The organism is Nocardiopsis aegyptia, from assembly GCF_013410755.1.
Classification (GTDB): Bacteria; Actinomycetota; Actinomycetes; order Streptosporangiales; family Streptosporangiaceae; genus Nocardiopsis; species Nocardiopsis aegyptia.
Map to the genome: position 1 here is coordinate 3,815,717 of NZ_JACCFS010000001.1, position 26,055 is coordinate 3,841,771.

Genomic DNA, 26,055 nt, shown 5'->3' on the forward strand with positions numbered 1-26,055 from the left:
CTCGTACTTTGGGCCGATCCGGGGCGGGGCGCGTCCTCGTAGGCTGAGGGGGTGTACGACCTCCTTCGAGCGGTGTGGGACGAGCCGCGCCCGCCCCGTCCGCCGTCGAGCGGATGGTGGGACCGGGCGCTCGTGGCGGTGCTCGTGGTGTTGGCCCTGCTGGAGGGGGTCCTGCGGCCGGACATGCCCTGGCGGGTGCTCGGGGTGGCGGTCACCGCCGGGCTCGCGCCGCTGCTGCTGTGGCGGCGCTCCCATCCGTTGGCCGTGCTCGTGGCCGCGTTCGCCGTGTCGGCGCTGGTGCCGCTGGTGACGGGCGGCGAGGCCACGGAGACGTACACGATCGCGTACATGCTGGTGCTGGTGTACGCGCTGTTCCGGTGGGGTTCCGGGCGGGAGATCGTGGTCGGCTCCCTGGTGGTCGTGGCCAAGGCCGTGCTCTGGGGCGTCCTGGGCTACACCGCCGCCGCGGACGTGCTGCCGGGCCTGGCCGTGCTGTGCGCGGCGGGGGCGCTGGGGACGGCGCTGCGGTACCGGGCCGGGTCGCGGGAACGGGAGCTCGAACGGGCCCGGATGCTGGAGCGCGAGAGCGTGGCCCGGGACCTGCACGACACAGTGGCCCACCACGTCTCGGCGGTGGCGATCCGGGCCCAGGCGGGTCTCGCCGTGGCGGAGTCGCGGCCGGGCGCGGCGGTGGAGGCGCTCACGGTGGTCGAGTCCGAGGCCTCGCGCGCCCTCGCGGAGATGCGCGCCATGGTCCGGGTGCTGCGCAGGGGCCGCCCGGCGGACCTGGAGCCCAGCCCCGGGATCGGCGACCTGGCCGCGCTCGCCGGGTCGGCGGGTTCCGGTCCGGCGGTGGCCGTGGCCGTCACCGGTGACGTCGAGGGGATCGCGCCGTCGCTCGGGACCGCCGTCTACCGGCTCGCCCAGGAGGCGGTCACCAACGCCCGGCGGCACGCGCGCGGCGCGACCCGGATCGACGTGCGCGTCGAGGCGGACGACGCGTCGGTGCGCCTGTGCGTGCATGACGACGGCGACACGGGGCCGCTGCGGACGGCGGCTCCGGGGTACGGGCTGATCGGTATGGCCGAGCGCGCCGACCTGCTCGGCGGCACGTGCGCGGCCGCCCCGGACCCCGACGGGGGATGGAAGGTGACGGCCGTGCTGCCCAGGAACGGGGCCGGGGAGTGACCGTGCGGGTGGTCGTGGCCGACGACCAGGAGATCGTCCGCACCGGGCTGACGATGATCCTCGACGCCCAGCCGGGCATCGAGGTCGTCGGGCAGGCCGCCGACGGGCGGAGGGCGGTGGAGCTCGCGCGGCGGCTGCGCCCCGACGTGTGCCTGTTCGACATCCGGATGCCCGTGCTGGACGGCATCGAGGCCACCCGGGCGCTGGCGGGACCGGGCGTGGCGGATCCGATGGCGGTCGTGGTCATCACCGTCTTCGACCTCGACGAGTACGTGTACGCGGCGCTGGGGGCGGGGGCCCGCGGGTTCCTGCTCAAGGACGCGGGGCCGGCGCTGCTCGCGCAGGCCGTCCGCGCCGCCGCCGACGGTGACGCGCTCATCGCGCCGAACGTCACCGTGCGCCTGCTGGGGGCGTTCGCCGACTCGGCGCCGACCGCGCCGGTGCAGCCGGTGGAGGCGCTCACCGACCGCGAGGAGCAGGTGCTGGCCGCCGTGGCGCGGGGCCGGACGAACCGGGAGATCTCCGACGACCTCCACATCACGCTGAGCACGGTCAAGACGCACGTCGCCAGCCTCATGGCCAAGCTCGGTGCTCGCAACCGGGTCGAGATCGCGATGTGGGCCTACGAGACGCGCCGGGTCCGGGCCGGGAACGGGAAACGGGACGGGCGCGGTCCGGGGGCCGCGTCCGGGAGCCCCACGGCGCGCTGAGGCCCGGCCGGGGGTCCCACGGCGCGCTGAGGCCGCTCCCGTCCCGCGCACCGTACTTTCGGCCGAGCCGGCTCGGGCCCGACGACCGATGAACCGGACCCGCTCCCACCGCCACGATCGGAGACGACGGCGGGAGCGCGACTCGGTGCCCCGCCCCAGCGGTCGCCGACGCGGCCGGTCGAAGCGACGAAGGGGCCCTTCCGTGACGTCGTCCTCCTCCAGGGCGGACTGGCTCGTGCCGGTCTCGTTGATGCTGCTCAGCGCGGTTCCGGTGCTCGCCGGCGCCGTCCGACTCGGTGAGGTCGCGGGCGGCGCGACGCCCACGCCCGAGAACACCCGGTTCCTCACCGATCCCGTGCCCCTCGTGCTGCACATCGTCAGTGCCAGTGTGTTCTGCTTCGTGGGCGCCCTCCAGTTCTCGCCCGGCCTGCGCCGCCGCCACCTCGGATGGCACCGCGCCTCGGGCCGGGTCCTGCTCCCGATGGGGATCGTCGCGGCGCTGACCGGCCTGTGGATGACGTTCGCCTACGACGTCCCCGCGCCCGACGGCGTCGTCGTGTACGCCCAGCGGATCCTGTTCGGCTCGGCCATGGCCGTGGCGCTGGTCCTGGCCTACGTTGAGGTGCGGCGCCGGAACATCGCCCGGCACCGCGCGTGGGTCGTCCGCGGCTACGCCATCGGCCAGGGCGCGGGGACCCAGGTGTTCACGCACCTGCCGTTGACGCTGTTGGCGGGGGAGTTCACGGAGACGTCCCGGGCGCTCGCGATGGGTGCGGGCTGGGTCGTCAACATCGTCGTGGCCGAGTGGATCATCCGGCGGCGTCCCCGCCGGCGCCCCGTGGGCCGGACGCCCGCGGCGGCGGCCGGGCCGGAGCCCACCGCTACCGCGCGGTCCCGGTAGCGGGCTCGGCGGCGTCGGCGGCACCGGCGGCGCCCGGGTCGGGGGCGCCCGCGGCACCGTCGGCCGCGCAACAGGGCGAGGCGGCGGTCATGGCGGCGGTGGCGGTGGCCTGGCGGGCCGCGACCTTCCGGCGGCGGCGCGCCTCCCGCACGGACACGCCCACGATCCGGGTCACCGTGACGGCCGCGATCGCCGCGAGGGGGATGGCGAGCATCGCCGCGGGTTGGCGGATGGGGCGGAAGGACGTCCCCGAGCCGTCGAGGACGATGTACCCGGAGGGGCGGACGCGGCTCAGCCCCAGGCCGCCGGCCCCGTCGCCGAGCGGGACGCGGCTCGATCCCCCGCCCATGCTGGTCAGGAGACTGACCCGTGCCACCGGGATGACCGTGGTCTCACCGGACCGGACGGGCGGTCCGAAGGCGGCGGTGGATCCGGCCGACGCGCCGGCGGTCTCGATGAGGCGGGTGAGCGCGGCCAGCGCGGGGCTGCGGAGGGCGCGGTCGGGCTCGCCCGTCCCGCCGACGTGTCGGGTGGCGGAGTTCAGCATGGTCCCGGGTCTCCTCGTCAGACGTGGCTCGGACGCCTCACGCTATCGGCCGCGGCCCGGACCCGGCGGCGACCGGGCGTGGCCACTGTCGGCCGCCGTCGGCCGCGCACGGCGCCCGCTCGTCCCGGACGGCCCGGGACGGACCCGGACCAGCGGTCACCCGGAGCAGCCGGTCACCCGGAACAGCGGGCCCCCTCAGAACAGCGGGTCCCCGGGTTCCAGGGTGCGCGCGTCGGCGATGACCACCCGTCCCTCCGGGGTGACCATCGCCAGGACCTCGCCGCCGGGGTGGAACGACACGTGCCGGAACCGCACCCCGTCCCCGACCTCCTCGCCGCTCTCCAGGTCCCACACGCGGCCGGCGTAGGCGTCGCCCTCGTCCTCGACCACCTGCGCGCTCGCGAAGAGCCGGGACCCCTCGGGGTCGACGGCGACCTGCAGGACCGTGGGCGCGGAGCCGGTGAGCTCCGACATCGGGAACGAGCCCAGCTCCTCGCGTTCGGCGTAGTCCCACCGCACGAGCCGGTCCCCGTCCACGTACACGATCTCGTCGGTGCCGGGGATCGCGGCGAAGGCCGTCCCCGTGGTGCCGCGCACCCGGTACAGCTCCTCGCCCGTCCCGGCGTCCCACACCGTCACCGTGCCGGAGGCCGCGCTGACGAGGCGTCCGTCGCCGGTGAACGTCATGCCGTAGGGCCCGGAGTCCGTGATCGAGGTGTCCTCCCCGCCGCCGGTGGTGTCGACCAGGCCCACGTTGTCCGACTCGGTCGCCTCGAACGTCCCCTCCAGTCCGACCCCGAGCAGCGACCCGTCCGGGCTGAACGCGAGGCCCTGCACCGCCCGGGGCCGGGCCGACCAGCCGCCCTCGGGCGTGTCCGGCCCCCGCTGCGGGCCCAAGTGCTCGGTGGTGGTCCCCGACGGCAGGTCGAAGGTGTGCGCGACGCGCACCGGGGCTTCCTCGCCCGGGTACTCGACCAGGACGGGGGCGGCGATCAGGCACCCGACCGGTGCGAACACCGGGGGCACCACGGCGTCGACCCCGGGTGCGGGGCGCGCCACCTCCTCGCCGGTGCGCCAGTCCCACACCATGAGCCCGTACGCGTCGGTGGCGACCGCGAGGACGTCCCCGCCGGGGCCGAAGGCCGTCGCGGTGGCCTGCGCCGCCGCGCCGTCCACCCCGCCGCCCTCCCCGTCGGGGACCGGGTAGCCGTTGCCTTCCAAGCAGCCCGCGTCGGTGATCAGCCCGTCCGGCTCGGCGGGCTCCTCGGGACCGGCCCCGCCGAAGCGGTCGAACCCCCAGTAGGCCCCGGCCCCCGCGACCAGCGCGAGCGCCAGCCCTCCGGCGGCCAGGGGCAGCAGCCGCCCGCGCCGGCCCCGCCGCCCGTCCGCCTCCTCCGCGGCGGCGGGCGGACCGTTCGTGGCGCCGGACCCGCCGGGCTTCCCGCCGGACGGCCCGGACCCGCCGGACGCCCCGGCGGCCTCGGCGGACTCCGCCGATTCCAGCACGTGCCGCTGTTCCGAGGCGGCGGACTCCACGGCGGCCAGCACGGCGGGCGGCCAGGACGGCGGGTCCACGGGACCGCCGAGCATGCGCACCAGGTCGGCCGCGCTCGGGCGTAGCGACGGGCTGCGCTTGAGGCAGGTGTCGACCAGTCCGCGCAGCTGGAGCGGCACACGGGGCAGTCCCGCCGGTCCCTCGACGCCGCCGGCCGCGTACGAGACGGTCGCCGCCCACGCGAACACGTCGGTGGCGGGGGACACGCCTCCCTCCGGCGCGGCGAACGAGGGGTGCGGGGCCCGCTCGACGACGTCACCCGCCGCCCACTCCAGGCCGGCGTCGGCGAGCAGGGCGCCCTCGCGCGCCATCAGGACCGCGTCGGGCCACAGGGACCCGTGTACCCGGTGCGCGGCGTGCAGGTCGGCCAGCGCCTGGGCGAGGGTCAGCGCGAGCGTGTGCAGGGCGTCCGCGGCTACCGGGCCGTGCGCCCCGACCAGGCCGGACAGGCTCGGGCCGAGGGGGCGGGACACGGCCGCCCAGGGGACCGGGCCGCGCAGGTCGGCGTCGCGCACCGCGCACACGTACGCGCTGCCGGAGGCGTTCGCGCTCTGGACCAGGCGTCCGAAGGCGGCGCGGAAGTCGGGGTCGGTGGCGTGCCCGGACCGCACGACCCTGACCGCCACCGGGTCACGGCCGGCGGCCGAGCCGAGGTAGACGCGGGCGCAGGCGTCCTCGCCCAGCCGGGCGTGGAGGCGGTACGGGCCGACGGACGGCGGATCGTGCGGGTGCAGGGGGAGCATGGGCCTCTGTGGGTGGTGTGGGGCGGGCCGGGGTCAGCCGAGGGTCCCGGCGAGCCGGACGGGGTCGGGCTCGACCAGCCAGAGCGGGGTGTTGTCCAGGGGGAAGCCGGCGAGCATCCCGCCGCCGGGACGGGCGGTGACCAGGCTCATGTACCCCTCGTCCTCGTCGGCGGTGAGCTCCTCTCCGGTGGAGAGCTCGAACACCTTCATGCCGTAGGCCTCCTCGTCGGTCACGACGAACTCGCCCGGGGAGTAGGGCGCGAACACGCGGTCGTCCGCCATGCTCACCGCGAACTCGGTGAACCCGTCCTCCAGGTCGTCCTCCGTCGTGAGGACGCGCACGTGCTCCCCGGTCAGGTAGTTCGTGTGGACGATGCTGCCGCCCTCGTTCGCCATGTACAGCAGGTCGCCCTCGTCGGTGGGCAGGAACAGGTTGTCGCCGAACCCGTGGTCGCCGTCGTCGGCCTCGAACACCACGTCGCCGCTCTCCACGTCCCAGACCCGGGTGTGGCCCTCGAAGTCGACGGCGGCCATGTGCTCGCCGTTCGGAGTGAAGGCGATGGTCTGGGCCGCGCTCACCTCCTCGTAGGTCCGGACGATCTCGCCCGACTCCAGGTCGAGGAGGAAGATCGCTCCGCCCTGTCCGGCCGAGGCGCCGGACACGGCCACGGTACGGCCGTCGGGGGAGAAGGCCATGTCCTCGATGTCGGAGCCCTCGCGGTACACCGTGTGCTCGCCCGTCCCCAGGTGGTACACGTGCGCGCCGTCGGTGTCGGGGTAGCCCAGGCGGCAGCCGTCCGGGCTGAGCGCGGGGCTGACCATGAACTCGTCCGTGTCCACCTCGACGCGGGCGATCTCGGTCTCCCGCTCCCAGTCCCACAGCACCACGGCCTCGGAGGCGGCCACGGCGAGCGCGCGCCCGTCGGCGGAGAACTCCGGCGCGTTGACGGAGGTCGACGGCAGCGTCGGCCGGTCCTGGGCGTTCTCGGCCAGCTCCGGCGCGATGTCCGCGATGACGTCGCACTCGGTGCTCGGCTCCGGGGACGCGCCGCCCTCGCCGGGTTCCGCCCCCGGACCGCCGCGCAGGGCGAGGGCCGCCCACGTGCCCGCCCCGGCGAGCAGGAGGAGGGCGGTGGCGGCGCCGCCGACGAGCAGCAGGCGCCGCCGCCGGGCGCCCGGGCCGCCGGCCGGGCCGGGTGTACCGGGCGGGGCGTGCCCGGCGGCTGCCTGCTGCGCGGCGATCCCCTGGTACTCGCGGGCGACGGCGTCGACCGCCTGGGCGGCGGGCGGCGGCAGCCAGGCGGTGGCCGCGGGCGCGGGGGCGACGGGGCCGCCCAGGACCTGGAGGACCTGGGCGGCGGTGGGGCGGCGGCCGGGGTCCTTGTCCAGGCAGGCACGGACGAGGTCGACCAGGCCCGCGGGTACGCCGGTCAGCACCGGCTCCTGGGTGGTGATGCGGAACATGACGGCGGAGGGGTGGCCGTCGCCGAACGGCCCGGACCCGGTGAGGGCGTGCACCAGGACGCCGCCCAGCGCGAAGACGTCGCTCGGCGGACCGCTCTCCTCCTGGCGCACGTGCTCCGGGGACATGTACCCCGGGGTGCCGATGATCGCGCCCTCCGCGTCCTCCCCGCCTTCGCCGTCCCCGGAGCCCTCGCGTCCCCCGGCGTCCTCGCCGCCGCGCCGGCCGTCCTCCATGGCGCGGGCGATGCCGAAGTCGATGACCTGCGGGCCGGCCGCGGAGACCATGACGTTGCCGGGTTTGAGGTCGAGGTGGACCATGCCCAGCGAGTGGACGTGCGCGAGCGCCTGGGCGACACCGCGGGCCAGGTGCCGGACGGCCTGCTCGGGGAGCGGGCCGGTGCGCAGCACGAGGTCGTGCAGGGACGGGCCCACGACGTACTCCGTGGCCATCCACGGCATCTGGCCGGAGGGGTCGGCTCCCAGCACGCGCGGGGTGTAGGCGCCGTGCACGCGCGAGAGCAGGTCGAGTTCTCCGGCGAAGCGCGCGCGGAAGTCGGGGTCGTAGGCGTACTCCGCGCGGACGACCTTGACGGCGGCGGGGGCGCCGTCCGGGGCCAGGCCGAGGTAGACGCGGCCCATACCGCCGGCGCCGAGCAGGGCGACGATCCGGTACGGGCCCGCCTGGCGCGGGTCGCGGGGGTCGAGAGGCTGCATGGGGTGTCTTCCGGTCAGTGCAGTTCGGTGACGACGCCGAAGTCGGCGTCGAGGACGAGGATGCGGGAGTCCGAGGTCATCGTGGCGAAGTGCCCTCCGTCGTCCTGCTCGGCGAGCGGTTCGTAGAGCAGCGGGCCGGACTCGACGACGAGCTCGCCGGTCTCCGCGTCCCACACGCTGCCGGGTTCGGTGGCGCCGCCGCCGGTGACGGCGTAGACCCGGCCGCCGTCGGCGGAGAAGTGGATCCCCATGACACTGGCGTGGTCCTCGCCCAGGTCCGCCAGCGGCACGGTCACCTCCCCGGTGTCGAGGTCGATCAGCTCGTAGCCGGTGGGGCCCTCCCCGTCGCCGTCCGGGGCGCTGACGGCCATCGTCCGCCCCTCGGGTGCCAGGGCGAACTGGTGCCCGTACCCGTCGGTGAAGGTGTGCAGCCGCTCCCCGGTCGCGGCGTCCCACACCGACACGCCGAGCGGCCCCGAGCCGTCGGCGGCCTCCTCGCGGCCCACGAGCAGGGAGCCGTCGGCGGAGAACTCCAGCGCGTACAGGATGCCCTCCAGCGGGATCTCGACGTCCGGGGTCTCGCTCGCCACGTCCCACACCTGGAGGACGTGGTCGTTGCTCGGATGACCGTCCTCCGCCGCGGTCGCGGCGACCTTCGTGCCGTCGTCGGTGATCGCGGGCGTCTGGTAGTAGCCGCGGTCGCCGTTCTCGTGCGCGGAGCCGAAGTGCGCGGTGATGTTCTCGCTGTCGCCGTCCCAGACGCGGATGTGGTCGACGTAGGCGGCGACGATGAGGCCGTCGTGTCCGATCGCGCCGCTGAGGGGTGTGGGCTCGAAGACGTCGACCGGCACGCCCTCGCGCCAGTCCCAGGCGGAGAGCTCCGTGCCGTACACGTACAGGGTCTCGCCGTCGGCGGAGAAGCCCAGGTCGAGGGTGAAGCCGTCGAGGTCGACGGACAGGGCCCCGCCCCCGGTGGAGTCCGGGCCGGCGGACGGGTCGGTCGACGGATCGGCGGAGGGGTCGGCGCCGGTGCCGGACGCCCCGGGAGAGCCGAGGGGGAGGGCGGTGAGGGCGAGGGCGCCCCCGCCCGCGACGACCAGCGCGGCCGTCGCGGCAGCGGCCACGACGGCCGCGCGGCGGCGCCACCACGGGCACGGCGCGCTCGCGCCGGGGGACGGTCCGTCCGCGCCGGTGCCCTCGCCGGGCACGGTGCCCCCGGTCCGTCCGGGGTCCTGGCCCGGCCCGGTGCCCTCGCCCGGCACGGTCGTGTCGGGCCACCCCGGGGTCGAACCGGTGCCGAAGCCGTCCGGGGCGCTCATGTCGGCGGTCGTGAGGTCGGACTCCTCCGCGCGCCGGGTCCGGCCCGCGTGGCGGTCGATCTGCTCGGTGACGGGCGCGGGGAGCCATCCGTGTTCCGCCGACGGCAGCGGCAGCTCGGCGAGGGCGGCGCGGACCTCCTCGGCCTCGGGCCGGTGGACGGGGTCCTTGGCGAAGCAGCGGGCGAGGAGGTCGCGCAGCGTGCCCTCGGGGACGGCGTCCAGGGCGGGCTGTCCGGACATCACGCGCCGGAGGACCCGTACGGGCGGCCCGGACCCGAACGGGGGCTCACCGCCGGCCGCGAACACCACGGCGCCCGCCATCGAGAAGAGGTCGCTGCGCGGGGAGACGTTCTGTCCGACGACCTGCTCCGGGGAGCTGTAGGCGGGGGTGCCGAAGGTCTGGCCCGTGCGGGTGAGCACGGTGCCCTCGACGGCGCGGGCGATCCCGAAGTCGATGACCTGGGGGCCGCGCGGGGAGAGCAGGATGTTGCTCGGCTTGAGGTCGCGGTGCATGAGCCCGGCGGCGTGGATGGTGGCCAGGGCGCGGGCGAGGCCGAGTGTGAGGACCAGCAGGGACGGCTCGGGGAAGGGGCCGCCGTTCCTGACCGCCTCCTTGAGGGTGGGACCGGGCACGTACTCGGTGGCCATCCACGGCGCGGGGGCGTCGGGGTCCGCGTCCACGACGGCGGGGGTGAAGGGGCCGCGCACGCGCTGGGCGGCACGGATCTCGCGGGCGAACCGGGCCCGGAACTGGGCGTCGTGGGCCAGGTCCTCCTTGACCACCTTGAGCGCGCACAGGTGCCCGTCGGGGGTGCGCGCGAGGTAGACCTTGCCCATGCCGCCGGCGCCCAGGCGGGCCAGGAGGCGGTGCGGGCCGATGCTCTGGGGATCGTCGGAGGCGAGTGGCTGCACGGCTGCTACGCGTTCCTTACTGCGTGGGGCACGGGGCGGCGGGCGGGGTGGGGTGGAGCCGTCCCCCGCCAAATGTAGCCGTCCCCGGACGAGCGCCCCAGGGCGTGGCCCGAACCGGCCGACCGGCCCCCGATCGGCCTCCCGGCGCGCTCCCGACCGGTCGCCGGCCCCGTCCCCGTGCGGCCCCTCGGGGCCGCGGTCACTGCGCCAGCACGCCGACCAGGGAGAAGTCCATGTCGTAGACCGCGATGTCGTGGGACCCCGCGCGGAGCCCGGCCAGGTGGTTGCCGGAGGGCGAGAGCACCATCGGGTACACGGCGGGCGGATCCTCCGCGAGCCGCACCCGCTCCGCGGTCCGTACGTCCCAGGCGACCACGGACTCGGCGCCCATCGCGGCGTCCAGGCGGGCGGCCAGCACGCGGCCGGTCGAGCGGCTGTAGGCCACGTCCACCAGGACGCCGTCCCCGGGCGGGGGCACGAACTCGCGCTCGACCTCGCCGGTACCGGGATCGACCAGGACCACGCGGTCGGACTGGACGAGCAGGATGCCCGAGCCGTCGGGCAGGACGGCGAACGCCTCGCTGCCGGAGCCGTCCCCGATCAGGGACACGTCGCCGGGGCGGTCCAGCCGCCAGACCGCGAACCCGGCGTTGTCCTCGCTGCCGACCAGGGTGCCGCCGTCGGCGGAGTAGCGCAGCGCGCCGAGCCGTGCCGAACCCGCCAGGGCGGACACGGTCTCGCCGGTGGCGGGGTCGAGCAGGTGGAGGAGGCGGTTGTCCGGGTCCCCCTCCACGCCGACGGCGAGCGTGCCGCCGTCGGGGCTGAACGCGACGGAGTGCACGGCCGAGCCGCCGCCCACACGGGTCGCCTCCCCGGTGGGCAGGTCGGTCACGGCGGCGCCGTCGGGACCGCCGTGGACGAGGACGCAGCCGTTGGGGCTGAAGGAGACCGGACTGGGCGGGACGACGGAGCCGTCGGTGGGGATCGCGGCGAGCGGGCTAGAGCGGTCCCAGTCCCAGAGGTCGACGCCGCCGACCTGGGAGACGGCCAGGACCGAGCCGTTGGGGGAGAAGGAGAGCCGGAAGGGGACGTCGGGGCTGAAGCGGGTCCGGGGCTCCTCGGTGGGGGCGAGCGCGGGGTCGATGCCGACGGGGGAGGAGCAGTCCGGGGCCTGGACGTCCGCGGGCTGGACGTCCTCGGAGGACAGGGTGGCCGTCACGGCCAGCCCCGTGGTCACGAAGAGCACCGCGGCCCCGGCGGCGGCCGCGATCCGTACCGCGACGCGCCGACGGCGGGCCGCCCTGGGCGCCCTGGTCGCGGCCGGGGACCGGAACCCGGACCCGGACCCGGTGGCGGGGCCGGACCCGGTACCGGGGTGCTCCCGGCGCGGGGAGGCGGGGACGGCTCCGGGGCGGTCGGCGGGTCGGCCTTCGAGGCGGGGCTGGGGTGCGGCGGGCTCGCGCGCGTCCGTCGCGGCACCGGCGGCCGGGTCCTGGCCGGTCCCCGGCCCGGGACGGGCGGTCCGCAGGGCCGTGGCCGAGTCCTCCTCGAACCGGGCGACCAGGGCGCGGGCGCGCGACGGAAGCCACGGCTCCGGGTCGTCGGGGAGCGGACCGCCGAGGGCGCGTAGGAGTTCGGCCGCCGAGGGGCGGTGCTCGGGGCGTACGTCCAGGCAGGCGGTGAGGGCGTCGGGAAGGGGGGAGGCGGCCCCGGCCGAGCCCGCGCGCAGCGCGTCGACCAGGGCGGCGGGCCCGTTGCCGGACGGCGCCCGGCCGGTCGCGGCGAACGCCAGGACCGCGCCCAGGGAGTAGAGGTCGTCGGTGGGGGCGGACCGGTCGCCGGGCAGGTGCTCGGGCGCCCAGTACACGGAGTCGCCGGGAGAGGTGATCCGGGCGCCGTCGGCCGCCCGGCGGATGCCCGCGTCGACGAGTCTCGGCCCGGCCGCGTCGACGAGCACGTGCGCGGGGGTGAGGCCGAGGTGGATCGTTCCCGCGGCGTGGACGTGGTCCAGGGCCTCGGCCAGTCCGCGCGCGATGTGGGCGAGCGCGGAGGCGGGCAGGGGACCGGTCCGGTGCACGAGGTCGAGCAGGGAGGGCCCGCTGACGTACGCGCTCGCGGTCCAGGGGTGCGCGGCGGCCAGGTCGTGGCCGAGCAGGGGGACGACGAAGCGGTTCCGGATCCGGGCGACGATCTCCGCCTCGCGGTCCAGGAGGGAGTGGAAGGCGGGGTCGGCCGCGTCCTCGGCCCGGACGGCCCGTACCGCCGCCGCGCCGCCGTCCTCGCGCACGCCGGCGAAGACGGGTCCCAGGGCACCGGAACCCAGGTGGGCGGTAAGCCGATACCCGCCGAGGTGTGTGGGATCGTCCGGAGTCAAGGGGCGCATGGGTCCTCTGCGGCCAGGGATGAATGAGGACGCGGAGCCCATCGACGAGCGGGGGGCATCGGGGCATCCGAAAAATCACCGTAACCCCTCAAGGTCGCCCTTGGGGAACGATTTCGGATGTTCTCCGTGGATATGCGGTCGTTGGTCCGCGACCGCGGGGACCGGAATCGTCGGCGAGGGCGGCGGTGGCGCGCGGCCATACCCGTGCCGGTGTGTCGCGCGCGGCGCGCGGACGGCACGGGACGTGGCGTGTCACACCCTGGCTCGCGGGGATGCGGAGGCCGTGACCGGGTAGGAGACCACCGGCGGCGGCGGTGTCGCCCGCACGGGGGAGCGCGGCGTCACGGGGCGGACGCGGCGCGGCCGACGGGCGTGGATCCTGACCGGGACGTCGGTCTCCGGCCGGAAGGGATCGAAAGTGCGGTCGGGCCCTGCGCGGGCCCGTGCGCTCAGGCCGCGGTGAGACCCGCCATGGGGCGGTGGTGGCGCTGGATGACGGGCTCCGGTACCCGCGTGCACGGGTTGAGGAGCGCGGCGGCGCCGACCGGGTCGCTGGCCGGGTGGGAGACCGTCTGGCCGTTGCGGAAGAGGTCGTTCCAGAAGAAGCGTCCGTCGCGGCACCAGACGTTGACGTCACGCCGTACCGACATCACGGCCATCTCCGAGGTCCCGGACCAGTAGAGCTGGCGGGGAGTGAGAGAGGCGAGCTCGCCCAGCAGGGCGGTGATCGCACGCTCCGCGCAGAAGGCGTGGCGGGGCTTGTGCTTGATTCGCCTGGCGAGAGCCGACTTCGCCCGGGTGGCCCGGGGGTTGTTCAGGCGCCAGTGACTCAAGGTCGTCTCCAGTGGTCTCTAGGGTTTCCGCGGTACTGACCGTGTGCGCTTGTTGCGGCCACGACGCCGCGGTGCGAGGGGCTTCCTCGGCCGGAGCGGTCCGGGGTGCTTCCTCGGCAAAGATTGGTGAGGTGTGAACGGTGTCGTTACCTCGTAGTTATTCTTTGCGCTCCGGATGCTAGCAGTAACTCACCCCTCGCAGTCGAGGCTTCAAGATGTGACGCATATCACATTTAACGAAAGGGTATCGATCGGGTTGGATGGTGAACCACCTGTTCAGAGCATCCTTTCCGGATGCGTGTTCGAAAGATTCCCGGCGGAAAAACAGTCCCTGGGTCACCGGGGGCTGTCGTCAGCATCACCCGTTTTGCCGACCCTTGGCATGCCCGGTGTCACTTACAGTGACTTTGCGCAGCTTGCGAACGCTTGACCTGGAACGACGGGGTCTTTGCGTGGTCCAGACCTCTGGCCGTGCCGAAGGAGGTGGGCGATTTTGCGCTCCCGTTCACCCCGGTGTAAGGGGCATTCGTCCGACTGGGGGACACTTGGGGACGGAGCACCACGAGACATCCCCCGAGGAGAGAAGCAGCGCGTGACGCAGACGCAGCCCGAGACATCCGGTGACAGGACGAGCGTGGGCGCGCGGCCCGCCGAACCCACCGGAGGGACGCGCGCCTGGCTCGTCTGGGCCGTGGCGGTGGCCGGCTACTTCCTGGCCATGCTGCACCGCAACGGCCTCGGCGTCGCGGCCCTGGAGGCCCAGGCCCGCTTCGACGTCGGCCCGGCCCTGCTCTCCGTGCTGCCGATGCTCCAGCTCCTCGTCTACGTCCTGCTCCAGGTGCCCGCGGGGCTGCTCGCCGACCGCCTGGGCCCGCGCTTCACCCTCGGCATCGGCATGGCCGCGATGACGCTCGGCTCCGGGCTGTTCGCCCTCGCCCCCGTCGTGGAGCTGGCCGTCGCCGGACGGTTCCTCATCGGCCTCGGCGACGCCCTGGTCTTCCTCAACGTCATCCGGCTCGCCGCCCTGTGGTTCCCGCGCTCGCGCTACGCCCTGGTCAGCGGACTCACCGGGGTGGTCGGCGGCACCGGTCAGGTCGCCAGCGCGGCGCCGCTCGCGTGGGCCCTGGGCGGGTTCGGCTGGGAGGCCGCGTTCCTGGCCACCGCCGGAGTGACCGCCCTGATGGCGCTGCTCGTGCTCCTGGTCGTCCGCGACCGGCCGGCCGGCGCCGCCGGCCACGCCACCATCGCCGCGCCCATCTCCCTGTGGGCGGCGCTCAAGGAGGCCCTGGCGGCCCGGGGGCCGCGGATCGGCATGGCGCACCACGCCGCCGTCATGGCGCCCTTCACGATGATGATGGTGCTGTGGGGCTACCCCTTCCTCGTGGGCGGCCTGGGGCTGTCCGAGGGCACGGCCGCCGTGACCCTGACCGCCCTGGCCGCGGGCGGGCTGTGGGTGGCGCCCTTCGTCGGGGTGCTGATCGGCCGCAACCCGAACGTGCGCGGCGGCCTCGCGCTCACCCTGGGGACCACGCTGAGCGCGGGCTGGCTGCTGCTGGTGGTCTGGCCGGGCGGGGCGCCCCTGGCGGTGGGCATCGGGGTGCTCGCGGCGAGCGCGATCGGCCAGACCCTCGCGCCCACCGTCTCCTTCGACTTCGCGCGCGACGGTATCCCGGCGAGCCGGACGGGCGTGGCCTCCGGCCTGGTCAACATGTCCGGCTTCACGACCGCCGTGGTCTGCACGGTGCTCGCCGGGGCCGTCCTCCAGGCGCTCCCCGAGGGGCCGACCGCGTTCCAGCTCGCGTTCGTGCCGATCTGCGCGACGACGGTCTGCGCGACGGTCGTGCTCTACGTCTTCATCCTGCGCCGCTCGCGCGCCTGACGCGCGCCTGACGCGCGCCTGACGCGCGCCTGGCGCCCCGCGCGGACGGGGGCGACGGTGATCCGTCGCCCCCGTCGCGCTGTCCCGAGGGTGATCCACCTCACCGGCCGAGGGTGAGCGGGGGCCTTCAGGTGACCCCCGCGAGCTCGCCCACCTGCACCTCTGCCGAACCTTGAGCGGTTCACCGCCGCGCCTTCGGCGTGCGCGCGGCGATCCTGCGCGACTCCTCCCCTCCGTCCCCCCGGACCCCGGATCACCGGTTGCCAGATTGGGGGTGAGCCGGTCCACCAAGGGCCCAGGGGAGGAACGGGAAGCACCATGACGATCACGCCGGACCAGTACGAGCTGTCGTTCGACCGGCCGCTCGAACGCACACTCGTCCACCGTGAGGCCGTCGCGGAGGTCTACGTCACCGACGCCCGCGCACTCGGGGACGGCTCCTACCTCGTGGGCGCCCAACTGCCGCGGCGCCACTTCCACTACACCGATCACCACGTCGCCCCCGACGTGCCCGACCACCTCCTCGTGCTGGAGTGCTGCCGCCAGGCGGCCACGGTCGTCGCGCACCGGTGGCTCGGCGTGCCCCAGGACACCTCCTTCCTCGTCACCGACTGGACCAGCCGCGTCCGCGCACCGGAGACGGCGCGGGACGGGCACGACCGCCCCGGGCGGCTGTCGATCCGGATCACCGCGCGCGAGGTCGTCCGACGCGGGGAGGACGTCCGGTCCGCGGTCTTCGACACCGAACTCCGCCTGGACGGCGACCCCCTCGGCTCCGGCACGGTCTCCGCCGGCTACCTGGCCAAGCCCGGGTACCGCTCCTACCGGCGGCTCCGCCGGGGCTCGGCGCCGCCGCTCTCCGCGGAGATGCCGACCGGACGGCGCGGCACCCCCGTGCCGGCGGCCCTGGTCAACCGCTCCGACCCGCGCAACGTCGTGCTCGTCGAGGGCATGTGGGGGACGGGCACGGCCGAGGCCCGCCTCGACGTCCCCCCGGACCACCCCGTCCACTACGACCACCCCCTCGACCACGTCCCGGCGATGTCCCTGCTGGAGGCCGCCTCCCAGGCCGCCGTCCTCGCCGCCGGAGCGGGGCGGGCGCACCCGCAGGGATACGCGCACAGCGTGCGCGCCGTCTTCGCCGCCTTCGTCGAACTGGACGAGCCGACCGACGTGCGGGCGCACGTCGAACCCGTGCTGGACACCGGCCGACGCGACAGGAGCGTCACGGTCCGGTTCGACCAGCGGGGCGAGGAGGTCTGCTCGGTCACCGTCGGCGTCACCCCGCTGGAGGCGTGACCATGCGGCTGACACCACCCCTGGCACTGACCGCCGAGGTCTGGTACCCGCCGGGCCGGCAGACCGTCCAGGAGGCGCTGGCCGCGTCGGACGTGGACTCCAGGACCGCCCGCGACCTCGGCTACACGAGCCTGCCCGTCAGCGAGGACGTCGCTCCGCCGGACATGGCCGTCCGCGCGGCCCGCACCGTCCTCGCCCGCGCCGCCCGCGCGGCCGGCGGGGTGTCCCTGCTGGCCCACGCCAGCGTCCACCACCAGGGGCACGACGCCTGGTCCGCTCCGCACTACATCGCCAACGAACTCGGCGCGGGGGACGCCGTCCCCGTCGGGCTGCTCCAGCAGTGCAACGGAGGCGCGATCGGGATCGAACTGGCCGTGGACCGGCTGGCCCGGGACTCCTCCGGCGCCGCCCTGGTGACCACCGCCGACCGCTTCCTCATGCCGAGCTGGCACCGCTGGCTGACCGACTACGGGATGGCCGCGGGCGACGCGGGCACCGCGGTGCTCGTCGAGCGCGACGAGGGGCTGGCGACCGACCTTCTGCTGCACGCGGTCACCACGCGCGCCGCGCCCGAACTGGAGGTCATGCACCGCGGGGACGACGGACTCAACGGCGGCCCCCTGGAGCACAGCCCGATGATCGACGTGCGCCGCCCCAAGCGCGACTTCGTGCGCACCCGCGGCGCGGAGACCTTCACCAAGACCGCGCACGCCCGGATCGAGGAGACGGTCGCCGCCTGTCTGGCGGAGGCCGGCCTGACCCGGAACGACCCCCGCCTGCGCTACGCGGTGCTGCCGCGCCTGGGCCGCAAGGCCATGGACGAGGCCTACGAGCCGCCCCTGCGGCGGGCCACCGACGCGGAGGTCCTCGACCTCGGCCGCGCCAGCGGGCACGTCGGGGCGGGCGACCTCAACGCGTCCCTCGCCGAGATCGTCGCCCACGGGTACCTGGCGCGCGGCGAGCACGCCCTCGTCCTCAACGGCGGCGGGGGATTCACGTTCACGGCCGTGGTCGTGAGCCGCCCCGAGCGCCGCCCCGCCCGCCCCGCCGACTGACCGACCGACCCGGCCCCCGGACCGCCCCCCACCGCCCGCCCACCCACCCATCCCGAACCGACCAAGGGAGAACCCCATGTCCGCCACCCAGGACCTCTTCTTCGACATCTTCAGCACCGTCGCCGGCGTCCCGCTGGAGGAGCTGGCCACCGACGCGACCCTGGACTCGCTCGACGTCGACTCGCTCCTGCTCATCGAACTGACCGTCGCGGTGCAAAAGCGCACCGGCGTGGTGATCGAGGAGACCGACATGGTCCCCGAGGCGACCCTCGGGGAGATCGTCGCCCTGCTGGACAAGCAGCTCCAGGAGGCCTGATGACCGGGAACCACTTCGACGCGGTCGTCACCGGCCTCGGCCTGCTCACCCCGGCCGGGATCGGCGTGGCCGACAACACCGAACGCATCTGGTCCGGCGTCCCCACCGCCGCGCACACCCCCGCCCTGGAGGGCCTGCCCGTCGACTTCTCCTGCGAGGTACCGGGATTCGACCCGGTCCAGGCCCTGGGGCGGCGCACCGCGGCCAGGGTCGACAGGGTGAGCCAGCTCGGCATGGCCGCCGCGCGCGAGGCGGTGGCCGACGCCGGGCTGGACCACCGCACGTGGGACGGCGCGCGCGTGGCCGTCGTGGTCGGCACCTCCTTCGGCGGGGCCGCCAGTCTGGAGCGCGAGCACGACACCTACCGGGAGCACGGCCACGAGCTGGTCTCGCCCCTGCTCATGGTGACCGCGCCCGTCAACATGACGGCGGGCTACATCGCCATGGACCTGGGCGCCCTCGGCCCCAACCAGGTCGTGTCCACGGCCTGCGCCTCCGGCGCGACGGCGGTCGGCTACGCCCGGCTCCTCCTGCGCACCGGGGCGTGCGACATCGCGATCGCCGGCGGCAGCGAGGCCGCCCTGACCCCGACCGGCGTCGCCAGCCTGGCGAAGATGGGGGCGCTCTCCCACCGCCGGGACGACCCGTCCCGGGCCTCACGCCCCTTCGACGCCGACCGCGACGGGTTCGTGGCCGGCGAGGGCGCGGGGATGCTGGTCCTGGAACGGCTGGAGGACGCGCGCGCCCGCGGCGCCCGCGTACGGGCGCGCATCAGCGGCTTCGGCGCCTCCGCCGACGGCCACCACCCCTCCGCGCCCGACCCCACGGGCTCGGGCGCCGAGCGCGCCGTGCGCGCGGCGCTGGCCGACGGGGGCGTGGCCCCCGCCGAGGTGGGGCACGTCAACGCGCACGGCACGTCCACGCCCCTGAACGACGTGACCGAGGCGGCGCTGATCCGCCGCGTCTACGGCGAGGGCCCGGCGGTCACCTCCACCAAGGGGGTCATCGGCCACCTCATCGGCGCCGCTGGCGCGGTCGAGACCGCCTACACCGTCCTGGCCGTCGAGCGGGGAGTGGTGCCGCCCACGGCCAACCTGGACGCCGTCGACCCCGACGTCGGCGTGGACGTGGTGGCCAAGGAGCAGCGCAGGGTCGGGATCGAGGCGGCCGTCTCCCACTCCTTCGGGTTCGGCGGGCAGAACGCCGCGGTGCTGGTGACGGCCCCGTGAGCCGCTCGGTGCTGGTCACGGGCGGCAACCGGGGCATCGGGCTCGCCGTCGCCCGGTCGCTCGCCGCGCGCGGCGACCGGGTGACCGTCACCCACCGCTCCGGACCGCCGCCCGAGGGCCTGTCCGGCGTGCGGTGCGACGTCACCGACCCGGAGGCCGTGGCGGAGGCGTTCGCCACGGTCGCCCGGGACCAGGGGGACGTGGAGGTCCTGGTGGCCAACGCCGGGATCACCCGTGACGGCCTGCTGCTCGGCATGTCCGACGCGGACGTGGACGCGGTGCTCGACACCAACCTGCGGGCGGTCGTCCGCGCGGTCCGCCACGCGGCGCGCGGCATGCTCGCGGGGCGGTGGGGGCGGATCGTCCTCGTCTCGTCGTCGGTGGCCATGACCGGCTCGCCCGGCCAGGCCAACTACGCCGCGGCCAAGGCCGGCCTCGTCGGGCTGGCCCGCTCCCTGGCCTGGGAGGTCGGGTCCCGCGGCATCACCGTCAACGTGGTCGCGCCCGGACTCGTGGACACCGACATGACCCGAGACCTGCGCCCGGCCCGGCGGGAGGAGTACCTGCGGTCGACCCCGCTGGGCCGGCCCGGGTCCCCCGAGGAGGTCGCCGCCGCCGTCGGCTTCCTCACCAGCGACCACGCCTCGTACATCACCGGTGCCGTCCTGCCCGTCAGCGGCGGACTCGGCATGGGGCACTGACCCCCACCACGGAAAGGCGCGACACATGCCCACAGGAGTCCTGTCGATCGGCGCCCACGTCCCGGAACGGGTCGTGGACAACCGGACGGTCGCGGACTGGTCCGGGACCACGCCGGACTGGATCGCCGAACGGACCGGCGTCATGGAACGCCGGTACGCCGAACCGGGCACGGCCACCTCGGACCTCGCACTGCCCGCGGCGCGCGAGGCGCTGGCGGGCGCCCCCGACGGCCGCCCGCCCGCGGCCCTGCTGGTGGCGACCTGCACGCCCGACGTGCCCCAGCCGTCCACCGCCGCCATCCTCCAGGCCAAGCTCGGCCTGCCCACCCTGGCCGCCTTCGACGTCAACGCCGTGTGCAGCGGATTCCTGTACGGGCTCACCGTCGCCGACGCCCTGCTCCGCGACCGGCCCGGCGAGCGGGCGCTCGTGGTCGGGGCGGACATGTTCTCCGGCATCATGAACCGCACCGACCGCCGGACGGTGAGCCTCTTCGGCGACGGAGCGGGAGCGGTGGTCCTCGGGCACGTCCCCGACGGCTACGGCGTCCACGGCGGTCACCTCGTGGCCGACGGCGAACTCCACCGCTACGTCGGCGTCGACGCCGGGGGCACCTCGCTCCCCCTCGACGACGCCGCCCGCGAGGCCGGCGCCCACCTGTTCCACATGGACGGCCGCCGGGTCAGGGACTACGCGATGTCGACCCTGCACAAGCTGGTGGGCCAGACCCTGGACGACGCCGGGCTGGGCCTGGCCGACATCGACCGGTTCGTCCTCCACCAGGCCAACACCCGCCTGCTCACCGCCTTCGCCGACGAGGCGGGGATCGACCCCGCGCGCATGACCCTCACGGCGCCCCGCCTCGGCAACACGGCCGCGGCCTCGGTTCCGCTCACGCTCGCCGCCACGCACGCCGAACGCCCGCTGGAGCGGGGCGAACGGCTGCTGTTCGCGGCGGTCGGCGGCGGGATGACCGCCGCCACCACGCTCATGACCTGGTACTGACCCGACGCCCTAGGAGGACACCCATGCTCATGGAGGGGACGACGGCCGTCGTCACCGGCGGCACACGCGGGCTCGGCCGCGCCATCGCGGAGCGCTTCCTCGACGAGGGGGCGTCGGTGGTGTGCGCGGCGCGCAACCCCTACGACATCAAGGAGGTGGCCGACCGCCACCCCGGCCGCCTGCGGTACCACGAGACGGACGTGACCGACGAGGACTCCGTCCGCGACCTCGTGGAGACCACCGTGGCGGAGTTCGGCGGACTCGACGTCCTGGTCAACAACGCCGGCGTCAGCCGGGACGGCAAGATCACCAGGCTCACCCTGGACGAGTGGAACACCACGGTGACGACGAACCTGACGGGGGTCTTCCTCGGCACGCGCGCCGCCGCCCCGGTGATGGCCGAGCGCGGCGGAGGGCGGATCGTCAACATCTCCTCCTGCGTGGCGACCCGGCCCGCCCCCGGCACGTCCGCCTACAGCGCGAGCAAGGCCGCGGTGGAGATGTTCACCCGCTCCAGCGCCGTGGAACTGGCGCCCAAGGGCATCGTCGTCAACGCGCTGGCCCCCGGCTACATCGACGAGGGCATGGGCCGCCAGGTCGCGGCCAATCCGAAGGTGTGGGAGGTCTACCGGCACAGGATGCTCGCCGGGCGCTTGGGCCGCCCCGACGAGGTCGGGTCGGCCGCGGTGTTCCTCGCCGGCGCGGAGGGGTCCTACGTCAACGGGCACGTCCTGGAGGTCAACGGGGGGCTGATGTGGACGTCCTGATCGTCGGCGGCGGCCCCGTCGGCATGCTCCTCGGCTGTGAGCTGCGCCAACGGGGGCTCTCCGTCCGGATCGTCGACGCGGGCCGCGACTCCGGACCCCACTCCCGGGCCAACGTGGTCTGGCCGCGCAACCTCGAACTCCTCGACCGTGTCGGGGCGACCGCCCGTCTGCTGGAGCGGGGCCACCGGCTGTCGGGGACCTCGTTCTACTCCTCCGGCCGCCGGATCGGGACCGCGTACATGAGCGGGCTGGGGGACACCCCGCACCCCTACGCGGTGATGATCTCCCAGAACGAGACCGAGCGCGTGCTGGCGGAGCGGCTCGGCGAGCTCGGTACGGCCGTGGAGACCGGCGTGCGCCTGGTCGGCGTCGACTCCGCCGGTTCCGGCGCCTCCGGGGACCGCCCGGCGGCGCGCCTGGAGCACCCGGACGGCCGGGTCGAGGAGGTCGAACCGTCCTGGCTCGTGGGCGCGGACGGCGCGCACAGCACGGTCCGCTCCCTCCTCGGGATCGGCTACACCGGGCGGCAGCCGGAGCTGACCTTCGCGATCACCGACGCCGAGCTGACCACGGGCCTGTCCGCCGACCTCTCGCACTACTGCTACTCGCCCCGGGGCGCGGTCGTCCTCGGACCCATGGGCGGCGGCGTCTTCCGGCTGGCGGTGAACGTCGCGCCCGACGCCCACCCGGAGCGGCCCGGCCCGGAGGTCTTCCAGCGGGTGCTGGACGAGCGGGCGGGCGGCGGCTCAACCGTGGAGCGCCTGCGCTGGAGCGCGCTCTTCCAGGTGAGGTGCCGGCTGGCGGAGACCTTCCGTGTCGGGCGCTGCTTCCTCGTGGGGGACGCGGCCCACATCATCAGCCCGGCGGGCGGCCAGGGCATGAACACCGGCATGCAGGACGCGGTCAACCTGGCCTGGCGGCTCGGCGGCGTGCTCGGGGGCGAACTGGACGACGCGGTCCTGGACGGCTACGACACCGAGCGCCGCACGGTCTCCCACCGGGTGGCCCGCTCCACCGCGTTCATGACCCGGTTCGGCGTGGTCACCACACCGGTCCGGACAGTGGTGCGGGACACCGCGTTCAGGGTCGCGGACCGCACGGGCGCCCTCCAGAGGTACATGGCGCCCCGGCTCAGCCAGACCGACATCGGCTACGAGCAGGAGGAGGCGGGCGGACCGCTGGCGGCCGTGCGGGCGCTCGGGCGCCGGACGGTGCCGGTCGGCGGGCGCCTTCCCGCGGTCTTCGAGGGGCCGGCCGACCGGCCGGAACCGGCGCGGTGGCCGGTCCTGGACAGGGACCGGTACACGCTCGTGCTGTGGCACGGCAGGGGGACGGTGTCGGGCGACCCCGCGCTGCGCCGGAGCCGCGTCCGCGCGCTGACCGCCGACCGGGCGGCGGTGGTCGAACCCGGCCGGACCGTCCACCCGTCCGTCGCGCGGGCCCTGGGCACCGACCCGGTCGCGGTGGTCGTGCGCCCCGACGGACACGTACACGCGCGTGTGGCACCGGACGACACCGGCCGCCTGGCCGGGGTGCTGGACGCACTGCCGCTGGCGACCGTGAGGAGCGGACGATGACGACGGACCGGACGACGGACCGGACGACGGACCGTATGACGGCGGACCGAGGGGGCGCCGCCCCCGGCCGGAGGGGCGGCGCCGTCGCCTTCTTCGACGTGGACGAGACCCTCGTGGCCATGAAGAACCCGTTCGAGCTGGTCCGCTACCGCCTGCGCGGCCAGGGGGACGACGGGTCGGGCTACGAGGAGTTCGTCAGGCCGCTGCGCGAGCTGGCCGCCACCGGCCTGGAGCCCGTCGAGGTGAGCCGCGCCTTCTACCGCGCGCTCGCCGGGGTCTCCTGGTTCGAGCTGTGCGACCTGGGCCGCCGCTGGTACGCCGACCTGCGCGGGCGCGGCGTGCCGTTCGTGGCCTCGACGGTCGCGGCGCTGCGCGAGCACCAGGCGCGGGGCCACGTGACGGTGGCGGTCTCCGGAGCCTGGGCGGCGAGCCTGCGCCCGATCACGGACGACCTCGGCATCGACCTGGTCCTGTGCACCGAGCCGGAGCTGGACCAGGCGGGCAGGCTCACCGGGGAGGTCGCCCGGCCCATGTTCGGCGCGGCGAAGGCGGTCGCGGTCCGGTCGGTGCTGGAACGCTACGGCGCCGACGCCCGCGCGTGCCACGCCTACGCGGACGACTCCACCGACCTGGACATGCTCGACCTGGTCGGGCACCCCACGGTCGTCGGGGACAACCGGGTGCTGGCGGAGGTCGCAGCCGACCGCGGCTGGCCCGTGGTGCCCGGCGGCACCGTGCCCGGGACGGAGCGACTGCGCGTGTGACCGCCGTGCCGTGGCGGGACCGCGCGCGGAGAACGGGGCGGCCCGGGAGTCCACTCTCCCGGGCCGCCCCGTTCGTCGTGCGCGGCGACCGCCCGGTCAGGCGGGCAGGTCCGGGCACCCCGGGTTCTCGGCGGGGACGGCGGGCGAACCGCCCTCCGGGAGCATGTCCACGACGTACAGCTCCAGGGGCTCGTCACCGAGGTTGAGGCCGATGTGGACGTCCTCGGGGTCGGCGGGCTCGACCAGGGCGTCGCCGGCGGTGTAGACGTGCGGTTCGCAGTCGGCGTCGTAGCGGGTCAGGGTTCCGGAGACGATGACGGCGACCTGCTCGCCGTCGTGGGTGTGCCACCCGCCGGTCGCCCCCGGCTGCACGGTGAGTTCGCGGTAGACGAAGGTCCGGTCCTCGTCCGAGGTGACGGTGTAGGGGCGGTCCGTCTCGCCCTCGGCGAGGGTGACGCTGCTGACGGGCGGCGGTGCGGTCGGATGGGGCTTGTGCGGGGGGCCGCCCTGCGAGCCGTCGGCCGTGGCGGCGTCGGCGGTCGCGCACGCCGCGGTCGTCAGGAGCGCGGCGGCGGTCAGGGCCAGGGCGGCGGGTCTGTGGGGCATCGGGGATCCCTTCGTGGGGTGGTGGAAGAGGGAGAGGGGTGCGGGAACCCGGCGGGGTCCCCGCACCCCTGGTGTGCGGTGGCGGTACGGGTGGGTCAGGACGCGGCCGCCGTGGTCGCGGTCTCGGAGGGCGCGCTCGCCGGACGCAGCAGGACCGCGGCCAGGACGGCTCCGACGAGCAGTACGCCGCCGGCCACCAGCACGCCCAGGTGGGCGCCGCTGAGCGTGGCCACGTCCTGCGCGGTCCCCTCGCCCAGGGAGCTCATCCGCGCGGCGGCGATGGTCCCGAGGATCGGGGTGCCGACGGTCAGGCCGAGCTGCTGGGCCGTGTAGGCCATGCCGGTGGCGAGGCCCTGCTGGTCGTCGCGGACGCCCGAGGTCGCCGTGATCATGTAGCCGACGACGGCGAGCAGGTGGCCGAACCCGCCCACGGCGGTCGCCACCAGCAGCAGGACCAGCCCGGAGTCCTGGGACAGCAGGACCAGGGCGGCGGTGCTCAGCCCCTGGAGGAGCAGCCCGATCACGAGGACCTTGTGGACGCCCAGCGCGCCGACGATCCGGGCGGACACGGCGCCGCCGAGGACGGCCGCGACCCCCAGCGCGGCGAAGGCGAAGCCGGTGGTCAGCGGGGTCATGTCGCGCACGTGCTGCATGTACAGCGTCATGAGGAAGACCATGCCGGTCATCATCGAGAAGGTGAGCAGACCCATGGTGTTGGCCCAGCTCACACTCCGCTTGCGCAGCAGCCCGAGGTCGATGAGGGGGTCCTTGACCCGCGACTCCGCGAGGAAGAACGCGATCAGCAGGACCACGCCCAGGGCGAGCGAGCCCAGGGTGACCGGGCTCGACCAGCCGTTGCGCTCCGCCGAGGTGATGCCGAAGATGACCGAGAGCAGGCCCCCGGTGACGGTGACCGCCCCGACGAGGTCGAGCCGGGGCGCGTGCGCGTTGCGGCTCTCCCGGATGAGGATCGGCGCGGCGATGACGGCCAGGATGCCGATGGGGACGTTGATCAGCAGGGTGACCCGCCAACTGGTGAAGTCCGTGATCACACCGCCGAGCACCACACCGGTGAGGAATCCCAGGGACAGCAGCGTGCCGTTGATCCCCAGTGCCTTCTCCCTCAGGCCGCCCTCGTTGAACGAGGTCGTCAGGAGGGACATCGCGGCGGGGGTCAGCATCGCGGCGGCCAGCCCCTGCCCGGCACGGGCGGCGATCAGTACCGCCGGGGACCAGGCCAGCCCGCCCACCAGCGACGCCACCGTGAACAGGCCCATGCCGGCGATGAACCAGCTGCGCCGGCCGTAGAGGTCGGCGGTGCGCCCGAACAGCAGGAGGAGCCCGCCCGAGGGCAGGGCGAAGGCCGTCACGATCCATTGGAGGTCGTTGAAAGCGAATCCGAGTTCGCTGCCGATGACCGGTAGTGAAACGCTCAGGATGGAGAAGTCGAGCGCCAGCATGAACTGCGCTCCACACAGCAGGATGACGATCATCCACTGGTGTCCTGAGAAACGAGGTGTGTTCACCTCGTTGGAAGTGTGAGTCGTCATATCGATGAGCGTCCCAAACACATCGACAGTCCGGGAGACT

Annotated in this window: 21 protein-coding genes; 13 read left to right on the forward strand and 8 right to left on the reverse strand. The window is 75.1% G+C overall.

What is annotated here, in order from left to right; genetic code table 11:
• The first annotated feature begins 51 nt into the window (after positions 1 to 51).
• From HNR10_RS17215 to HNR10_RS17225, 3 genes are all read left to right on the forward strand, one after another.
• Positions 52 to 1,188: a sensor histidine kinase gene (locus HNR10_RS17215; protein WP_179824801.1), complete on the forward strand. Its 1,137-nt coding sequence runs from the start codon at positions 52 to 54 to the stop codon at positions 1,186 to 1,188.
• Positions 1,185 to 1,898 (forward strand): response regulator transcription factor, encoded by a 714-nt coding sequence (locus tag HNR10_RS17220; RefSeq protein WP_312889314.1) that lies wholly within the window; start codon positions 1,185 to 1,187, stop codon positions 1,896 to 1,898. Before HNR10_RS17215 ends, HNR10_RS17220 begins: the two co-directional genes overlap by 4 nt.
• Before the next feature lie 202 nt (positions 1,899 to 2,100).
• On the forward strand, positions 2,101 to 2,799 hold the full coding sequence (locus HNR10_RS17225) for a DUF2306 domain-containing protein (protein WP_312889315.1): 699 nt from the start codon (positions 2,101 to 2,103) through the stop codon (positions 2,797 to 2,799).
• On the opposite strand, the gene HNR10_RS17230 is transcribed toward HNR10_RS17225, so the two are convergent.
• The 6 genes from HNR10_RS17230 to HNR10_RS17255 form a co-directional block, all read right to left on the reverse strand.
• Entirely contained in the window at positions 2,780 to 3,346 is a 567-nt protein-coding gene (locus HNR10_RS17230; protein WP_246406275.1) for a GerW family sporulation protein, read from the reverse strand. The two genes, HNR10_RS17225 and HNR10_RS17230, sit on opposite strands and share 20 nt — an antisense overlap.
• 195 nt (positions 3,347 to 3,541) lie before the next feature.
• Complete coding sequence (locus HNR10_RS17235) at positions 3,542 to 5,644, reverse strand: WD40 repeat domain-containing protein kinase family protein (protein ID WP_179824807.1); 2,103 nt, start codon at positions 5,642 to 5,644, stop codon at positions 3,542 to 3,544.
• 33 nt (positions 5,645 to 5,677) lie between these two features.
• Positions 5,678 to 7,822 carry a WD40 repeat domain-containing serine/threonine protein kinase gene (locus tag HNR10_RS17240; protein ID WP_179824809.1) on the reverse strand — a complete coding sequence of 715 codons (2,145 nt, stop codon included), beginning with the start codon at positions 7,820 to 7,822 and terminating at the stop codon, positions 5,678 to 5,680.
• A gap of 14 nt (positions 7,823 to 7,836) precedes the next feature.
• Positions 7,837 to 10,053 carry a WD40 repeat domain-containing serine/threonine protein kinase gene (locus tag HNR10_RS17245; protein ID WP_179824811.1) on the reverse strand — a complete coding sequence of 739 codons (2,217 nt, stop codon included), beginning with the start codon at positions 10,051 to 10,053 and terminating at the stop codon, positions 7,837 to 7,839.
• Positions 10,054 to 10,252: 199 nt separating this feature from the next.
• Positions 10,253 to 12,436: a WD40 repeat domain-containing serine/threonine protein kinase gene (locus HNR10_RS17250; RefSeq protein ID WP_179824813.1), complete on the reverse strand. Its 2,184-nt coding sequence runs from the start codon at positions 12,434 to 12,436 to the stop codon at positions 10,253 to 10,255.
• Between the two features lie 449 nt (positions 12,437 to 12,885).
• Entirely contained in the window at positions 12,886 to 13,269 is a 384-nt protein-coding gene (locus tag HNR10_RS17255; protein WP_179824815.1) for a hypothetical protein, read from the reverse strand.
• Positions 13,270 to 13,903: 634 nt separating this feature from the next.
• Here HNR10_RS17255 and HNR10_RS17260 point away from each other — a divergent pair.
• From HNR10_RS17260 to HNR10_RS17305, 10 genes are all read left to right on the forward strand, one after another.
• Positions 13,904 to 15,148, forward strand: a complete 1,245-nt coding sequence (locus HNR10_RS17260) for an MFS transporter (protein WP_312889496.1) — start codon at positions 13,904 to 13,906, stop codon at positions 15,146 to 15,148.
• Positions 15,149 to 15,466: 318 nt separating this feature from the next.
• The gene (locus HNR10_RS17265) at positions 15,467 to 16,447 is read left to right on the forward strand and encodes a ScbA/BarX family gamma-butyrolactone biosynthesis protein (RefSeq protein WP_179824819.1); all 981 of its coding nucleotides are present in this window, start codon (positions 15,467 to 15,469) and stop codon (positions 16,445 to 16,447) included.
• 2 nt (positions 16,448 to 16,449) lie between these two features.
• The gene (locus tag HNR10_RS17270; protein WP_179824821.1) at positions 16,450 to 17,502 is read left to right on the forward strand and encodes a beta-ketoacyl-[acyl-carrier-protein] synthase family protein; all 1,053 of its coding nucleotides are present in this window, start codon (positions 16,450 to 16,452) and stop codon (positions 17,500 to 17,502) included.
• Positions 17,503 to 17,578: 76 nt separating this feature from the next.
• Complete coding sequence (locus HNR10_RS17275) at positions 17,579 to 17,818, forward strand: acyl carrier protein (RefSeq protein WP_179824823.1); 240 nt, start codon at positions 17,579 to 17,581, stop codon at positions 17,816 to 17,818.
• A complete protein-coding gene (locus HNR10_RS17280) occupies positions 17,818 to 19,047 on the forward strand; it encodes a beta-ketoacyl-[acyl-carrier-protein] synthase family protein (protein WP_179824825.1) in 1,230 nt (409 codons plus the stop codon). Before HNR10_RS17275 ends, HNR10_RS17280 begins: the two co-directional genes overlap by 1 nt.
• A complete protein-coding gene (gene fabG, locus HNR10_RS17285; RefSeq protein WP_179824827.1) occupies positions 19,044 to 19,748 on the forward strand; it encodes a 3-oxoacyl-ACP reductase FabG in 705 nt (234 codons plus the stop codon). The genes HNR10_RS17280 and fabG overlap by 4 nt, the downstream gene beginning before the upstream one ends.
• Before the next feature lie 25 nt (positions 19,749 to 19,773).
• Positions 19,774 to 20,751 carry a 3-oxoacyl-ACP synthase III family protein gene (locus tag HNR10_RS17290; protein WP_179824829.1) on the forward strand — a complete coding sequence of 326 codons (978 nt, stop codon included), beginning with the start codon at positions 19,774 to 19,776 and terminating at the stop codon, positions 20,749 to 20,751.
• Between the two features lie 23 nt (positions 20,752 to 20,774).
• Positions 20,775 to 21,518 carry an SDR family NAD(P)-dependent oxidoreductase gene (locus HNR10_RS17295; protein ID WP_179824831.1) on the forward strand — a complete coding sequence of 248 codons (744 nt, stop codon included), beginning with the start codon at positions 20,775 to 20,777 and terminating at the stop codon, positions 21,516 to 21,518.
• Positions 21,506 to 23,095: an FAD-dependent monooxygenase gene (locus tag HNR10_RS17300; RefSeq protein ID WP_179824833.1), complete on the forward strand. Its 1,590-nt coding sequence runs from the start codon at positions 21,506 to 21,508 to the stop codon at positions 23,093 to 23,095. The genes HNR10_RS17295 and HNR10_RS17300 overlap by 13 nt, the downstream gene beginning before the upstream one ends.
• A complete protein-coding gene (locus tag HNR10_RS17305) occupies positions 23,092 to 23,859 on the forward strand; it encodes an HAD family hydrolase (RefSeq protein WP_179824835.1) in 768 nt (255 codons plus the stop codon). The genes HNR10_RS17300 and HNR10_RS17305 overlap by 4 nt, the downstream gene beginning before the upstream one ends.
• Before the next feature lie 96 nt (positions 23,860 to 23,955).
• Here HNR10_RS17305 and HNR10_RS17310 read toward each other — a convergent pair whose 3' ends face one another.
• Together HNR10_RS17310 and HNR10_RS17315 are read right to left on the reverse strand one after the other, a co-directional pair.
• A complete protein-coding gene (locus tag HNR10_RS17310; RefSeq protein ID WP_179824836.1) occupies positions 23,956 to 24,465 on the reverse strand; it encodes a cupin domain-containing protein in 510 nt (169 codons plus the stop codon).
• Between the two features lie 95 nt (positions 24,466 to 24,560).
• Positions 24,561 to 26,015 (reverse strand): MFS transporter, encoded by a 1,455-nt coding sequence (locus HNR10_RS17315; protein WP_179824838.1) that lies wholly within the window; start codon positions 26,013 to 26,015, stop codon positions 24,561 to 24,563.
• Positions 26,016 to 26,055 lie beyond the last annotated feature (40 nt).

Excerpts from the sequence above, each read along its gene's own strand:
- HNR10_RS17230 (WP_246406275.1), bottom strand. The coding sequence starts at position 3,346 with ATGCTGAACTCCGCCACCCGACACGTCGGCGGGACGGGCGAGCCCGAC.
- HNR10_RS17235 (WP_179824807.1), bottom strand. The coding sequence starts at position 5,644 with ATGCTCCCCCTGCACCCGCACGATCCGCCGTCCGTCGGCCCGTACCGC.
- HNR10_RS17240 (WP_179824809.1), bottom strand. The coding sequence starts at position 7,822 with ATGCAGCCTCTCGACCCCCGCGACCCGCGCCAGGCGGGCCCGTACCGG.
- HNR10_RS17250 (WP_179824813.1), bottom strand. The coding sequence starts at position 12,436 with ATGCGCCCCTTGACTCCGGACGATCCCACACACCTCGGCGGGTATCGG.
- HNR10_RS17265 (WP_179824819.1), top strand. The coding sequence starts at position 15,467 with ATGACGATCACGCCGGACCAGTACGAGCTGTCGTTCGACCGGCCGCTC.
- HNR10_RS17270 (WP_179824821.1), top strand. The coding sequence starts at position 16,450 with ATGCGGCTGACACCACCCCTGGCACTGACCGCCGAGGTCTGGTACCCG.
- HNR10_RS17275 (WP_179824823.1), top strand. The coding sequence starts at position 17,579 with ATGTCCGCCACCCAGGACCTCTTCTTCGACATCTTCAGCACCGTCGCC.
- HNR10_RS17280 (WP_179824825.1), top strand. The coding sequence starts at position 17,818 with ATGACCGGGAACCACTTCGACGCGGTCGTCACCGGCCTCGGCCTGCTC.
- HNR10_RS17290 (WP_179824829.1), top strand. The coding sequence starts at position 19,774 with ATGCCCACAGGAGTCCTGTCGATCGGCGCCCACGTCCCGGAACGGGTC.
- HNR10_RS17295 (WP_179824831.1), top strand. The coding sequence starts at position 20,775 with ATGCTCATGGAGGGGACGACGGCCGTCGTCACCGGCGGCACACGCGGG.
- HNR10_RS17305 (WP_179824835.1), top strand. The coding sequence starts at position 23,092 with ATGACGACGGACCGGACGACGGACCGGACGACGGACCGTATGACGGCG.
- HNR10_RS17310 (WP_179824836.1), bottom strand. The coding sequence starts at position 24,465 with ATGCCCCACAGACCCGCCGCCCTGGCCCTGACCGCCGCCGCGCTCCTG.
- HNR10_RS17315 (WP_179824838.1), bottom strand. The coding sequence starts at position 26,015 with ATGACGACTCACACTTCCAACGAGGTGAACACACCTCGTTTCTCAGGA.